Below are 14,473 nucleotides of genomic sequence, written 5' to 3'. Positions count from 1 at the left end.
GCGCCTGTGATGAATTACGGATTCTCGCCGCGTATTTATTGACGGTAGTTTATTGCCGCGCTGCCCGGCGCCCGCCCTGCACTCCGCCCGCTTTCAGCTAAGTCCCTGCTATTCTACAAAATTCGGCCCCTACAGCGCAAAGCCTGTGACAGATCAACATCACCGCGAGAAATCTTGTTTCATACTTGAAACAAGATTTCTTTTGTGCTATATTGATGATGCGCTGAAACAGATTATATCGGCGGAGGGCATGATGAGTACAGCAATCGAGCGCTCGCAGGGGATTGAATCGGTGCTATCGGCATTGTCGCAGCCGCTGCCGGAGACGGTCGTGCGGCAGCGCGTCGGCTGGCGCGATGCCTCGGGGCAGGAGCGCATGGTTGATTACATCGATTGGCACACGGCGGCAGACATTCTTGACGAGGTCTGCCCGGACTGGTCGCACGAGGTTCGCGACATCGCGGTGATCGGCGACCTGGTTGCGGTCACCGCTGCCATCACGATTCAAGGAATTACGCGCTGTGGCATTGGCGTTGATTCGGCGCTCGACGAGCGCGGCATCAAAGGCGCCGAGCATGATGCGCTGAAGCGCGCGGCGGTTAAGTTCGGGTTGGCGCGCTCGCTCTATCGCGGCGGCACAAAAAAGCGGGCCGCGGGCGCTGTCGCAACGCCTGCGAAGAGCGATGATCCGGTCACCGATAAGCAGTTATCAGCGATTTATGCGATTGCCAAGGCCAAGCGGCTAGACCCTCAACTCGAATCGCTCGCGCTGTTTCAATGCGAGCCGGAACAGTTGAGCCGCAATGCCGCCAGCGCCTTGATCGACCACCTGCGCAATGTTCGCCTGAGCGCCTGAACGGCTGCGCGCCTGAGCGTTTGACAACGATTTCTTTTGCGGCACGAGCAATCGGGGTTTCTTCGTGCCACATTCCCGGGGCGGACCTAAACCCTCCGCCTCGGGACGATCTTGGATTTCACTGCATGGCAGCCTCAACCATTAACACTGAATGTAAGCGCTATGGCTGCATGAAGAACTTGCTGGCCTGCTTTGCCAACTGTCGCTACGTGGGCCGTTGCGACGAGCTGCGCAACGAGTTGAGCGACAAGACGGCCCAGGCCGAGGACGACATCAATCGTTATCTGAGTGAGCGCGGGCGCACCCCGGTTCTGGTGCAACTCCTCAAGCGCGGTGTGAAATTCGACGACAAGACAGCGCGCCTGTCGCGCAAGCCGGCGGCCCAGGCGAAACCCGAAGCCGTCGCGGCGAAGATAAGCGTGACACCGAGAATAAGCGCAACAGCCGGGCCACGCCCCGCGCGGCGGACGAAACCCGCGGCGAGCGATGCAAGGCCGACCCGGCGGGTGATGGCATTGCCAGTGACTGCCGGAATGACTTCGCCGCGCGCGGCGCTGCGCCTGCCCGCAGTCGCGCCGCGCCCAGCAGGCGAGAGCCGATCAAGGAAAAGAAGCAAGATGCCGAAAAGAGTTAAACCCGAATTGAAGGTGAAGGCGGCGAGCAACGAAAGCCTCGCGGCGCCATTTACGGCAACGCCGGTCATCACGAGCAAGGCTGAAACGGCCCCCAGGCCGCCGAGCAAACGCGCCGCAACGCGAAGGCAGGCGGCGGCAAAATCTCGCAAAGGCGGCAACGGCAAAGTCTACATCATCATCGAGGGCCAGACCGCAAGCATCGTTGACGAACAGGGTTTGATGACTCACCTGTTCAGCAATCGCTCGAAGAATGCGCGTTACTTTGAAGCGAACGAAGTCGAAGCCCGCCTTCAGATCGTCCCGAAGCGCTGACCCCACACCTTCAATTCAGAGCTTAATTCCACGCCTTACGACTAGCCGTTCAGGCCGCCGGGAGTGCACGGCGGGAGCGGGCAGACCGGTGGCGGATCGCCCTGATTCGGCAGCCAGTAGCTGTCGCGCTTGCCTTTCAGGGCCTGACGGAAGAATTTCTCCGCCGTCGAGTTGTCGGCGATGATCTCGACTTCCAGCCGCTCTTTCGCGTCCACTGATTTGCTCGACCAAAAGACTTCGCCATCGCGAGCCAGTTCAAGCGCCTCGCCATTCTTCAGCTTGAAGTGAACATGGATGTTATGAGCGATAGGCCGGTTGATCGCCTTCGGCGCGTCTTCCGGCGAATAGGCGTACTTGCCATCGGGCCGCTGCCGATGCAGCTTGAACTTTCGCGGCTTGAGCAGGGCGCCGCAAAATCGTCCAGCGTTGAAGCGCAAAATACAGTCGAACTTCTTCTCGTCCACCTCCATGTGCTCGCCGTAGAGGTCTTTCATGTGTAACAGCTCGTCATGAAAGGTCGGTGACGATGTCGGGCCTTTGTTATACGCGCCGCCGCCGGCCTTCACGTGACGAATCTCGATCACACAACTTTTGCCGAGACTCTTCAACTCATCGATCTTCAGCTCCAGGCCATCGGCAACGACACGAATGTCCGACACCGATTTGGCGGATTGGAAATAGCCGATGTCGGTAGTGGAGCGATTCTCAACACGAGGTAAAAAACACCCGCTGTCCAGAATCACAGTCGCTTGTACTGGCATAAAACCTCCTGGAAGTTTTTTTGTTGATTTGTTATTTCCTTCACAGGCAAGTGCCGGGGGATGGGAGAGTCGTGTGTCGGCGTCGCCTGCGATCTTAGTTGCTACTCCCTATGACGACAAAGGGTGCCCAATAGTAAGGCTCATTAAATGAATCGCTTTGCAGCATCTTGATTTGCGCAGCTCTCAGAGCCTCGGCGGCGAGCAGGCCGTTCTGCTTCCTGGCGCGGTGAAAATCGGTCATCAGTGTCGTCGTCGCCAGCGAATCGACCGGCCACAGACTGGCAAGCACGGTCGGCACGCCGTGCGCCAGAAAAGGTCGCACGAGGCTAACGATGCCTTCACCCCGGTAATACTGGCCTAACGCGCTTTGGCACGCCGATAATATCACCAATCGCGCACGCAGCAAACCAATTTTTTCGAACTCCTGGAGCCGCAATAACTGCTCATCTTTACCGACTCCCGCCAGCAGGAGCGCCGCGAGCCAGGGCGTTTTCTCTTTGACCAGGCAGTGGGTGGAAAAATGCGCCACATCGCAATTCACCAATTCGGCAAGCAACTTCGCTTTGGTCGCGGCGTAGCCGGTCAAGACCACCTTCTGCTTATAGAAATCAGCGCTGGCGCGGGCTTCGCGCTCAGCTTCGGGCAGAAGCGCGAGGCCGGGATAATCTTCGCGGCTGAATTGCGGATTGGCGACCGCCAGAAAACGCTCATCCGCAAGCGCTCGCTTACCCGCCGCCTTATCCAGGCAGTAGACCAGCGTCGAAGCCGACGGCACGCCCATCAGGATATGTGATTGAAGCAGATAATTCCCGGAGGGATCGCGCAAGGCGGCAAACGGCAAGCGGTGCAGCGCCTTGTCAGGCGCGATACAAAGCCGGCGGGCGCTGCCCAACTGGGTTGCAACCGGGGCGATCAGCAAATCATAAAGGCGGCGCGATTGCTCGGCCAGCTCTTCAGATGGCGCACGCTCATTGAGTGACGAGACATACTGTTGCACGAGTCGGTCGAGCATGTCGGTCGTCGCCGCGCTTTCCTTCATCTCGAAGGTGTCGCGGGTCAGGACAAAGAGGAGGGTTCCGGTGCGGCTTACCGAGTAGGAAAGCAAGGTCAGATCGGCGGGAAGCCGCCGGCGGATTTCATCAAGTGTGAGCGGGTTGGCCGAACCCTGCGCCGCGAGGGACGATGGCGAGGACCCTGGCGTGGCCACCGTGTTTGTCGGTGCTGCCAGGTCGTCGAGCAGCGTCCGCGCCCGCGCCTGTTCGCTCAGGTTGAAAGCCACGACCGATTGGCCGAAGCCATGCGCTTCGAGCTGAATCATCTGATCGAAGACATCCTGGCTGGCGTCAAAAAAATCGCTGCGATTGCTCTGTTCGCTGACCCGACTGCGATACGTTTCGATGAGCCCGATGGCGCGCTTGAGATCAGCCCGCGCCTTCTCCGTGATCCCGGCGCGGGTGTAACTCGCGGCCCGCGCCTTAAGCACTTTGAGCAGCGGTAAGGGTTGTTCTTCACTGCTTTCGGCGAGGCGTTGTGCTTCAGCATAACGCGACTCGGCCTGCTCAAGGCTGCCTTGCTGCGCCGCGATGTCGCCGGCGCGCAGCAATACCAGCGATTGCGTGTAGGCCCGTTGACGCTCAGGAATCTGCGCGAGCGCGGCCATGGCTTTCCGCATCGCTGATTGGCTGTCGCCGAACTCATGGCGTTGTGCCAATTCCAGGGCGATGAACGAAGCGGCCTGGGCAATCGCCGGCTGATGCGGGCTCTGCTCGGCGTAATGCAATGCCTGGCGGGCGTAATGCAGGGCGAGGTCCGGACGGTCAGTCTGACGATAAAAGTCCGCCGCCAGCAATGTGTTACTGGCGAGATCGATCAGACTCGGCGCGTCGGTCAGAAAAAGTCGCGACGATTGGCGCAGATACTCCAGCCCTTGCGACACGTTGCCGAGGTGCCAGTAGGCGTTGGCCATAGTCTGCATCGTCTTTGACTGCACGTAAGGCTTCCCGTGACCTTCGATGTTCGCCCTTTTACAGTAGTTGAGGGTGAGCGAATCCTGGCCGAGCCGCGCAGAGAGCCTTCCCACCTCTATTAGCCCGAGCGCGTGACGAAAAGGCCAGGAATATGCCTCGGCAATCTTCAACGCTTCATTCATTTTCTCAATCGCGTCGCCGAACCGACTGAGTTGCGAGCTGGAATTCGCCGCTTGAAAGGTTGCAAGGTATTCATAAAAGTGATTGCCTCTGGCTTTGAACTGCCCGCTCAGCTTAAGCGCGATCCCCAATGTTTCTGTGGCGTCTCGGCTCGCCGTACGAGCCATTTCTTCATACTCAAGCGCCAGAGCCAGTTCGGCGGCGGTCTCCGCCGGAGAGAGTCCCTGTAGGTAGGCGACGAGATCGAGCAGGCACTTATCCGCAAAGGTCGCTTCCAGATGTTCGCCGACCAGTTTGATTTTTCCTAACTCACGCTCGCTGACTTCGTTTTCGGTGACAACCGCTGCTTTCAGGTATTCGAGCAAACAAGTCGTGCTGACATGCTTAAGCAGGGATTCCGGATCATTGTCGGTAATGCGTGAGGCTTCCGATAAGTTCCTTTCGGCATAGGCGCGATCAAACGCCGCGACGGTCTCTTTGTAGCGGCTCTGCTGCGAGATGGCTGCGGACACGGCGTCGAGGCGGCGGCGAATCTCTTCGCGCCAGCTCTGGTCAGTATCAATCTCTAGCAGGCGGGCGTAGTCAGCGCTGGCGGCGTCGCGCAGTTGCAATTGCTCGAAGTTGAGCGCCCGATTGAACAAGGCTTCGGGCATTTCGGGCTGGCGTTGCAGAGCTTGATCGAACGTTGCCAGCGCGTCCTCCAATTCGCCGCGCGCCAGCAGGCAGACGCCAAGGTCGTTAGCGGCGGCGGCGCTCGCCGGCTCGGCCTCGACCGCCTGGCGAAAAGCCTTGAGGATTGCCGACCCCTTTTCGTTAGCCAGCAACAGCAACCGCGCGTTTGCCAGGCGCGCGCCCTGCTCACCGCGCTGCGCCGCTTCATCAATCAGGTGGCTGGCGGCGATCATTTCATCGGATGGCCTGTCGCCCTCAGTCGGCGGCACGAACCGACCGCCCTTGAAACCGCCGGTCAGGCGGCCTTCGACCGGACGCTGTGCGGCGAACTGGCTCACCAGTATTCGCATCGCCTTTGTCGTTGGCGACTGCCATCGCCAGCGCCACAAGCCGCCTGCGACGAGGAGGAGAATCACCGCGCAGACAATGATGATGTACCACCGCCGCGTCAGGCGATGACGTCTCCCTTGTCTTAGTTTATAAACTGCCCGGCTCGTTCCTGCGTGCATGGAAAACCCACCCTTCGTGGCGGTGAACTATACACTACGGTTCGCGGTACGGCCAATGACAAAATTGACGCGGCTCACCCTCGCGCTCTTCGGTTGACAGCGCGGACGCCATGAACTACGTTCATTGCTCAGGTTGTGAGAGGGACCGCAAAATGATCAAAAGAAGACTTCGATCTCTTATCGCCCCGTCAATTGCTGCCTGCTGGATTGCCCTCGCGCTGGCGCCGCTGTCCGCCGCGCAACGGCAGCCACGGGCCGCGGCGGCGTCATACGGGGCGAGGCCGAAACTCGTCGTCGTTATCATGGTTGACCAGTTCCGCTATGATTTCCTCGAACGCTTTGAGGACCTGTTCGGCAACGATGGTTTCAAGCGGCTGATGAACGGCGCGTTCTTCACGAATGCCAATTACGATTACATACCGACGGTGACGGCAGCCGGCCATGCGGCGGTTCACACAGGCTCGATCCCGGCAATGAACGGCGTCAATGGCAACATCATCATTGACCCTGAGACCGGCAAGAGCGTCGCCTTGGTCGCCGACCCGGCAACCCACGTCGTCACCGGCGAAGGCGTGAACCTGAAAGCGACTTCGGCAAGCCCGCGCAATATGATGGGGACGACCATCGGCGATCAACTTCGACTGTCGAACAATTTTCAATCCAAGGTCATCGCGCTGTCGCAAAAAGACCGCGCCGCCATCCTGCCGGGCGGTCACAAACCGAACGGCGCTTTCTGGTATGCCCCGGCATCGGGCAGCTTCATCTCCAGCGATTATTACTTCAAAGAGCTTCCCGCCTGGGTCAAGAAGTTCAATGAGACGGTGCGCCCCGACAAGTACTTCAACGCGAAGTGGGAGCGCGCGCTGCCGCCTGAGGCCTTGCGCCGCGCACAGCCCTCGCATATCGCCGAACAGCAGCGCCCGCTCGGCGAAGACTTCCCCTACACCATCAACGGCGGGCTGGATAAACCCGGCGCGAGGTTCTATTCGCAATTCGAGTACACGCCATTCGTTGCCGATTACCTTGAGAGTTTTGCCGAGGCGGCGATTTCGGGAGAATCGCTCGGCGCCGACGATTACCCCGATCTGCTGTCGATCAGCTTTTCGTCGCCCGATCTCGTTGGTCATGCGTATGGCCCGGACAGCCAGGAGATCGTCGAGCTGTACACGCGCCTCGACCGCACGGTGGCCGCGCTGTTGAAGTTCATCGATAAGCGCGTCGGCATGAATAACACGCTGATTGCCGTCACCGGGGACCACGGCGTCGGGCCGATTCCGCGGTTGATGGAAACGCGCGGCTATGCGAGTGAAGTCATTTCGAGCAAAGGCATCGAGCAGGCCGTGAATCAGGCTCTCAAAGCCCGTTTCGGGGGAGAAAACTGGATCGTCGCCTTCGCTAACGATCAGTTGTTTTTGAATCATAGCCTGATGGCGCAAGCGAAAGCCGAGCCCGCGGAAGTCGAGCGCATCGCCGCTGACGCCGCGCTGTCGGCGAAAGGCGTGGCCTTCGCCTTCACGCGCACACAGATCATCGAAGGCCGCATGCCCGTGGGCGACCTGGCGCGGCGAGTCATGAACGGTTTCTACCGCCAGCGCGCCGGTGACGTCTGGCTGGTCGCGAAGCCGTATCATTTCTTCTTTGAGGGCGCTCAACTGGCGGCGACGCACGGCTCGCCTTATCATTACGACACGCATGTGCCGGTGATCATTTATGGCGCGGGGGTGCGCTCCGGCAGGTACAATCGAGAATGTACGCCCTCCGACATTGCGCCGACGATTGCCGCGATGCTCGGTGTCGAGCCGCCTTCAAATAGCGTCGGTCATGTGCTGGTTGAAGCGATAGCCGAGGATGGCCGTAATCAGATGGCGGGCCAGCGGTAGTCACCGGCAGAGCTGACGTGGACAAAGAATTGTTGCCGCCTTCGGGCGCCGAATTTACAACGGGAAGATGGCAGTACAGATGAGATTAAGTAGAAGCTTCCGGCCACTGATGACGTGGCTGGTAATTGGTAGCCTGATCTATTCCGCGCTCGCCGTTCCGGCTTCAGCAATCCAGCAGCGCACGCGCCCACGCCCGACGCCGCCGAGGCCACAGCCGAAGCCCGAGTCGGCGGCAATGACGCCGCAGGAGACGCTCGACCGCGTCCGCGCCTCGACCGACCAGCAAGAGAAAATCGGCTTGCTCGAAAGGCTGCTTGCCGCGAACCCGGCCGAGCCCTTCAATCTGCAAGCCCGCGAATTGTTGATGCGCGAATATGCGCTCAAGGGCGAGCAGATGCTGCGCGAGGGGAATCCGAAGGCGGCGACACAAGCGTTCAAGTCAGCCGTGCGGGTCGCGCCTGCCGTGATCAATGACAAGATTTTCGGCCAGTACATCTTCCCGCTGCCGATGGCGATGAACGCCTTCGGCTATCGCAGCGAGTCGGTTGACTTGATGCGCGCCATCGAGCCGAGATTTGCCGAAGACGCGAATCGCATGATCGAGGTCGGCTTCTTCTACGTGCAGATCGAAGCGCCGCTCGAAGCCCTGCGCGTGTTAGAGCAGGCCGTCCGGCTCGCGCCTCAGGATCACCGCGCGCATAACAGTCTCGGCACCGCTCTCCTGGTCAACCTGCGGCTGGACGATGCGGCGGCGGAGTTCCAGCGCGCTCTAGAGCTGGACTCAAGCGACGAGTACGCCAATCTCAATCTCGGAAACCTGGCGCGCGCCAGCGGCGCGTATGACCGGGCCATTGATTTTTATCGCCGGCAGATTCGCCTGAAGCCGGACGACGGCGAGGCGCACGGCGGCATGGCGATTGCGATGCTGGCGCTCGGTCGCGACGAAGAGGCGCAGGCAGAGATTCGCAAGACGCAATCGCTCGCCGGCGATTACCGCTTCATGACCCAGCTTGCCTACTTCTACACCACACGCAAGAAAGCACAGCAGGCGCGAACGCTGATTCAGCAGGCGTTGAAGATCGAGCCGCGTTATGGCTGGGCGCTGATTACCAAAGGCAACATCGATCAACTCGAAGGCCGCTACGGTGACGCGCTGGGCACGCTGATTCAGGCGCAGGCGCAAGCCACTTTCCCGACGCTGACCTTCGAGCTGGTGAAAGCCTTGATGTCGCTTGACGGCTACGACCAGGCAATTGAAGTGATGGACAAATCTTTCAAGGTGAATGAGGCCGGCGAATTTGAAACATTGCTCGGCGGCGCGGTCGCGGCGCGCTCGCCGCGCCTCGACGTGCTGCTCGAACGCGAGCGCCAGGCATCGCTCTTTCTAAATGATCAGCCGACGACCTCTTTGCAGTACCGGCTCGCCGAAACCCTCGGCAAGATGGACTACTATATCAAGCAGGTAGTGGCCGCCAAGAAGTCGGCATCGCCGGCAAGCGCGCGTCGTCGCGGACGTCCCACACAGACGCAAGCAGAACCCGCGGGCCAGGATGACCCGGGGTCGCCATCGCGTCCACGTCGAGCGCGCGATTCGTCAGCCGGCGAAGCGACGACGCTTGAACTTTCTGCCGGCAGCGATGCCGGGCTACCGGGTGTCGCTGAGCTGATGCGCGCCATCACCCAATTCACCACTCTCGACGACGGTCGTCAGCCGTTCCGCATGGTCTGGGTGTCCAGGAGGCTCACCGAAAACAATTTGGCATTGGATGCCGCCGAGCAATTGGCGCGACGCGCCCTGGCGATGGCCGACGCGGCGACTGAACCGGCGGGCTCGATGCGGGACGCGCCGTTGCTCGACCGCGATGGCCGGCGCTCGGTCTTCCTGGGCCGCGCCTATGATGCGCTCGGCTGGGTCCAGTTGAAGAAGGGCAACTCAGCGGCGGCGGTCGAGAGTCTTTTGAAATCGGTCCAAGCCTATCTCCCGAGCGCCGAGCGCAAAGCCGCAATGTGGCACCTCGCGGTCGCCATGCAGGAGGCCGGGGACAACCGCCGCGCGCTCGACTTTTACATTGCCAGCTATGAGCCGGAAGCGGCGACCGCCGCCGTTCGCCGCGCGCAGATCGAAGCGCTCTACAAGAAAGTCAACGGCTCGCTCACCGGTCTCGAAGAAAAACTGAAGCAACCCTGAAGAGTGACCAGTGACAAGAGGGAAGCGCAGTACTCTTATCACCCGTCACTTGTCACTCGTCACTGGTCACTCTGAATGATTGGCGCGTTAATTATCGACAAGCCAGAGGGGTTGACCTCGCATGACGTCGTGGCGCGCGTGCGGCGTGCCGCCCAAACGCGGCGCGTCGGCCACGCCGGCACGCTCGACCCTTTTGCGACCGGCGTCCTGGTGGTCTGTCTTGCGCGCGCGACTCGTCTGCTGCAATTCCTCGTCGGCTTCGATAAAGAATACCTCGCTACCGTCCGTCTGGGTTTCGCCACCGACACGCAGGATTACACCGGCAAACAGATCACCCCGCTTCAATCATCAGAGTTATTGAGCGGAGAAGAAGTCGCGACGATCTTGAAAGCGTTTGTCGGCGCGCAGTGGCAGACGCCGCCGATGTTTTCAGCCAAGAAAGTCGCCGGCGAACGCTTGTATGTCGCGGCGCGCGCGGGCCGCGAAGTCGAGCGCCAGCCGGTTGCCATTACGATTAGCGAGCTTGAGCTGTTGCGGCTGGGCGAGATGAGCGCCGAGGGGACACGAGATTTCTTGATTCGCGTGCGGTGTTCGTCGGGAACCTATGTGCGAACTCTAGCGCACGACATCGGCAACAGGTTAGGAACCGGGGCGCATCTGTCGGCGCTGCGCCGAACGGCGGTCGGCCACTTCCGCATCGAAGACGCGTTGACGCTCGCAGAGGTCGAACGGCGAGGCGGCGATGGCTCACTCGGCGAGGCGATGATCTCGCCCGCGGCGATGCTGAGTCACCTGCCAATGTTGCAGATCGGCGACGCGGATTTGCGACTCGTGCTGAATGGCCGTGAGCTGGCGCTCGGAATGGGCGCTGACTCGGTTGGGGCGATGGTGCCCCCGGTGACGCGAATATGCGACAGGGCAGGCGATCTTGTGGCGGTAGGCCAGGTTGATAGCGGACGCCGCCTGATTAAGCCGCGGGTAGTCTTGATAACAACTGACTAGACGAAGCCGCGGCGCTTGCAAGCCATGCTATAATCCTTCGCAGAAGCGAGAGCCTTGCACCAGTTCATTGAAACGATGCGATTTAGATATGATGCAGAGTTCAGCCATAGTGGCTGAATGATCGGGCAGTCGCGCCGTTTCGCTGCCGACCAGCCCCCGGCGGTCGTGAAATCGGGCGCCTAGGCTCAACGCACCAGCAGGCATCGAAGCGCGCAGATCGCGTGCTCCCGTGCAGCGTCGCCCTTGCATGTGCAGGTTGGCTGAAAAGCCCTGGCGCTCGCGGGGAGCGCTCGTCCGGCGTTTGCAGGTCTGGGATTCGGAGGTTATCAATGAGCGAAAATAAGTTCAACATCAGCGATTTGCTCGAAACCCATCGCCGCGACCGCGAGCGGCTGCATTGGGAAGGCAGCTTCCGTGATTATTTCGAGCTGGTGATGCAAAACCCCAGCGTCTCGAAACTCTCGCATGCACGCGTCTGTGACATGATCCTGGCCGCCGGCGTTGAGAAAGTCAACGAAGGCTCGCGCGACGAGGTCACCCGCTACAACTTCTTCGCCGACGAACTGTTCGGCATCGAAGGGCCGATTGCCAAGATTGTCGAGTACTTCAAGTCCGCGGGCCAGCGCCTAGAAGTCCGCAAGCGCATCCTCTTGTTGATGGGGCCGGTCGGCGGCGGCAAGTCGACGATTGTGACGATGCTCAAGCGCGGCCTGGAACACTGGTCACGCACAGAGAATGGCGCGGTCTATGCCATTAAAGATTGCCCGATGCACGAAGAGCCGCTGCACCTGATCCCGCTCGAGCTGCGGCCCGAAATCGCCAAGCACTATGGCATCTATATCGAGGGCGAGCTCTGCCCGCAGTGCCGTTACAACCTTGAGCATGTCTACCACGGGCGGCACGAAGATGTGCTGGTGCATCGCATCGTCTTTTCAGAGAAAGAGCGTATCGGCATCGGCACGTTTGCGCCTTCGGACCCCAAGTCACAGGATATTACCGAGCTGACCGGCTCGATTGACCTCTCGACGATTGGCGAAGTCGGCGTCGAGAGCGACCCGCGCGCCTATCGCTTCGACGGCGAATTGAACATCGCCAACCGCGGCTTGATGGAATTCGTCGAGATGTTAAAGGTCGACGAGAAATTCCTCTACAGCCTGCTGACCCTCTCGCAAGAGCAGAACATCAAAACGGGCCGCTTCGCGATGATTTACGCCGACGAAGCGATCCTCTCGCACACCAACGAGAACGAGTACAGCTCGTTTGTCGCCAACCGCAAGAGCGAAGCCCTGCAAGACCGCATCATCATGATCCGCGTGCCTTACAACCTGAAGGTCTCGCAGGAAGAGCGGATTTATGACAAGCTGCTTAAGCAGAGCGAGGCCCTGCGCAGCATCCACATTGCGCCAAACACGCTGAAGGTCGCGGCGATCTTTGCGGTGACGACGCGGCTCGAAGAGCCGAAGAAAGCCAACATCGATATCGTTAAGAAGATGAAGCTCTATGATGGCGAAGATGTCGAAGGCTTCAAGTCCAAAGACGTGCGCGAGCTTCAAGAAGACACGGTGCGCGAAGGCATGGACGGCATCAGCCCGCGCTACATCATCAACCGTTTGTCGGGGGCGTTGGTGAAAGATAACATCACCTGCATCAACCCGATTGACGCGCTGCGGGCGATCAAGGACGGCTTCGAGCAGCACACGGGAATCTCCGGCGAGCAGCGCGAGCGTTACCTGAACCTCATCGCCGTGGCGCGGCGCGAGTACGACGACATCGCCAAAAACGAAGTGCAGCGCGCCTTCGTCTATTCATTCGAAGAGATGGCCAAGGGGTTATGCGACAATTACCTCGACAACGTCGAGGCGTTCTGCAATAGAGAGAAGCTCAAAGACCCGATCACCGAAGAGGAGCTGGAGCCGGATGAGAAGCTGATGCGCTCAATCGAAGAGCAGATCGGCATCAGCGAAAACGCCAAGAACACCTTCCGGCAAGAGATTCTCATCCGCATCTCTAGCCACGCGCGCAAGGGCAAGCCCTTCGAGTATCGCTCGCACGAGCGCTTGAAGGAGGCCATCGAGAAGAAGATCTTCTCTGACCTGAAGGATGTCGTGAAGATTACCACTTCAGTGAAGCAGCCCGACGCCGACCAGTTGCGCCGCATCAACGAAGTGATTGACCGGTTGGTGACGGATCACGGCTATTGCACCAACTGCGCCAACGAACTGCTCACGTATGTCGGCACCCTGCTCGCTCGCTAGCGGCGCGGGCGCGCAAGCCGTACTGTTTCTCGAAACGCCCGCACACTCCCACGGATGTGCGGGCGTCGCTTTAGGATGGGCTTATGTCAGTTCAACGCAACGACTGGTCATTACAGCGCAAGGGGCAGATCGATCAGGAGCGCCACAAGGAGCGCGTGCGCGACGCGATCAAGAAGAACCTCGGCTCCATCGTCTCGAACGAGGCCATCATCCTCTCCGATGGCAAGCGCAAGGTCAAAGTGCCGATCCGCTCGCTCGACGAGTACAAGTTCCGCTTCGATTACCGCAAGAAGAAAAACGTCGGCACCGGCGACGGCAAGACGCAGGTCGGCGATGTCATCGGGCGCGAGGGGCAGCCGGGGCCGGGCACAGGCTCGGGGCAGGGCGCCGGCGACCAGCCGGGACAGGAGTACTTCGAGGCCGAGGTCGATATTGACGAGATCGCCAAGCTGATCTTTGAAGACCTGCACCTGCCTTACCTCGAAGACAAGGCCAAGCAGGCCGTACAGTCAAAGACTACCAAATTCACCGAGATTCGCCGCGCCGGCATCCTGGCGAATCTCGACAAGCGCCGCAGCATCCTCGAAAACATCAAGCGCACGGCGCGCGAGTCGGGCGAAGCGCGCCTCGGTCGCTTCAAGAAGGAAGACCTGCGCTATCGAACCTGGGAAGAACAGGTCAAGTACGAATCCAACGCCGTCGTCATAGCAATGATGGACGTAAGCGGGAGCATGGGAGACTTTAAGAAGTACATTGCGCGGTCGTTCTACTTCTGGATGGTGCGCTTCCTGCGAACCAAGTACGATCACGTCGAGATCGTCTTCATCAGCCATCACACAGAGGCCAAGGAGGTCACCGAAGAACAGTTCTTCACTCAGGGCGAGTCGGGCGGCACGGTGGTGTCGTCGGCCTATCGCCTGGCGCTCGACATCATCGGCGAGCGCTTCCCGCCGCGCGACTGGAACGTCTACCCGTTCCATTTTTCGGATGGCGACAATTACTATTCGGATAATGACGAGGCGGTGCGGCTCGCCGATGAGTTGATTTCGACGTGCAACCTTTTCGGCTACGGCGAGATTGGCGAGGAGGGCGCGTCGAGTTACCGGCGCTCATCGGGCGCGCTGCTGTCGATCTTCAAAGATCGCTTGAAGCATCAGCAGCGCTTCGTCGGCGTGCGCATTGACGACAAAGAAGAGGTCTATCCGGCGCTCAAGGATTTCTTTGGCAAGCGCGGCGAACAGGCTTGATTCAGGCAG

General features: G+C 60.0%; 9 protein-coding genes. 7 read left to right on the top strand and 2 right to left on the bottom strand.

The genetic code is table 11. The annotated features are described in order from the left end of the window. Positions 1-250: 250 nt before the first annotated feature. Both VJ464_29830 and VJ464_29825 read left to right on the top strand, forming a co-directional pair. Positions 251-856, top strand: a complete 606-nt coding sequence (locus VJ464_29830; protein HKQ09360.1) for a Rad52/Rad22 family DNA repair protein — start codon at positions 251-253, stop codon at positions 854-856. 125 nt (positions 857-981) lie between these two features. After that, a complete protein-coding gene (locus tag VJ464_29825; protein ID HKQ09359.1) occupies positions 982-1,803 on the top strand; it encodes a hypothetical protein in 822 nt (273 codons plus the stop codon). A gap of 41 nt (positions 1,804-1,844) precedes the next feature. Here VJ464_29825 and VJ464_29820 read toward each other — a convergent pair whose 3' ends face one another. Next, the gene (locus VJ464_29820; protein ID HKQ09358.1) at positions 1,845-2,564 is read right to left on the bottom strand and encodes a hypothetical protein; all 720 of its coding nucleotides are present in this window, start codon (positions 2,562-2,564) and stop codon (positions 1,845-1,847) included. A 94-nt stretch (positions 2,565-2,658) separates the two neighbouring features. After that, positions 2,659-5,733 carry a CHAT domain-containing protein gene (locus tag VJ464_29815; protein ID HKQ09357.1) on the bottom strand — a complete coding sequence of 1,025 codons (3,075 nt, stop codon included), beginning with the start codon at positions 5,731-5,733 and terminating at the stop codon, positions 2,659-2,661. Positions 5,734-6,044: 311 nt separating this feature from the next. Between VJ464_29815 and VJ464_29810 the strand changes: the two genes are divergently transcribed. From VJ464_29810 to yhbH, 5 genes are all read left to right on the top strand, one after another. Further along, on the top strand, positions 6,045-7,772 hold the full coding sequence (locus tag VJ464_29810) for an alkaline phosphatase family protein (GenBank protein HKQ09356.1): 1,728 nt from the start codon (positions 6,045-6,047) through the stop codon (positions 7,770-7,772). A gap of 79 nt (positions 7,773-7,851) precedes the next feature. Next, positions 7,852-9,960 (top strand): tetratricopeptide repeat protein, encoded by a 2,109-nt coding sequence (locus VJ464_29805; protein HKQ09355.1) that lies wholly within the window; start codon positions 7,852-7,854, stop codon positions 9,958-9,960. Between the two features lie 75 nt (positions 9,961-10,035). Then, a complete protein-coding gene (gene truB, locus VJ464_29800; GenBank protein HKQ09354.1) occupies positions 10,036-10,962 on the top strand; it encodes a tRNA pseudouridine(55) synthase TruB in 927 nt (308 codons plus the stop codon). 329 nt (positions 10,963-11,291) lie between these two features. Continuing rightward, positions 11,292-13,217 (top strand): protein prkA, encoded by a 1,926-nt coding sequence (locus VJ464_29795; protein HKQ09353.1) that lies wholly within the window; start codon positions 11,292-11,294, stop codon positions 13,215-13,217. An 83-nt stretch (positions 13,218-13,300) separates the two neighbouring features. Further along, positions 13,301-14,464 carry a sporulation protein YhbH gene (gene yhbH, locus VJ464_29790; protein HKQ09352.1) on the top strand — a complete coding sequence of 388 codons (1,164 nt, stop codon included), beginning with the start codon at positions 13,301-13,303 and terminating at the stop codon, positions 14,462-14,464. Positions 14,465-14,473 lie beyond the last annotated feature (9 nt).

The organism is Blastocatellia bacterium, from assembly GCA_035275065.1.
GTDB lineage: Bacteria > Acidobacteriota > Blastocatellia > UBA7656 > UBA7656 > DATENM01.
The sequence above is the reverse complement of the archived record's forward strand: the minus strand, read 5'-3'. Positions and strand labels throughout refer to the sequence as shown.

Excerpts from the sequence above, each read along its gene's own strand:
- VJ464_29830 (HKQ09360.1), top strand. The coding sequence starts at position 251 with ATGATGAGTACAGCAATCGAGCGCTCGCAGGGGATTGAATCGGTGCTA.
- VJ464_29825 (HKQ09359.1), top strand. The coding sequence starts at position 982 with ATGGCAGCCTCAACCATTAACACTGAATGTAAGCGCTATGGCTGCATG.
- VJ464_29820 (HKQ09358.1), bottom strand. The coding sequence starts at position 2,564 with ATGCCAGTACAAGCGACTGTGATTCTGGACAGCGGGTGTTTTTTACCT.
- VJ464_29815 (HKQ09357.1), bottom strand. The coding sequence starts at position 5,733 with ATGCGAATACTGGTGAGCCAGTTCGCCGCACAGCGTCCGGTCGAAGGC.
- VJ464_29810 (HKQ09356.1), top strand. The coding sequence starts at position 6,045 with ATGATCAAAAGAAGACTTCGATCTCTTATCGCCCCGTCAATTGCTGCC.
- VJ464_29805 (HKQ09355.1), top strand. The coding sequence starts at position 7,852 with ATGAGATTAAGTAGAAGCTTCCGGCCACTGATGACGTGGCTGGTAATT.
- truB (HKQ09354.1), top strand. The coding sequence starts at position 10,036 with ATGATTGGCGCGTTAATTATCGACAAGCCAGAGGGGTTGACCTCGCAT.
- VJ464_29795 (HKQ09353.1), top strand. The coding sequence starts at position 11,292 with ATGAGCGAAAATAAGTTCAACATCAGCGATTTGCTCGAAACCCATCGC.
- yhbH (HKQ09352.1), top strand. The coding sequence starts at position 13,301 with ATGTCAGTTCAACGCAACGACTGGTCATTACAGCGCAAGGGGCAGATC.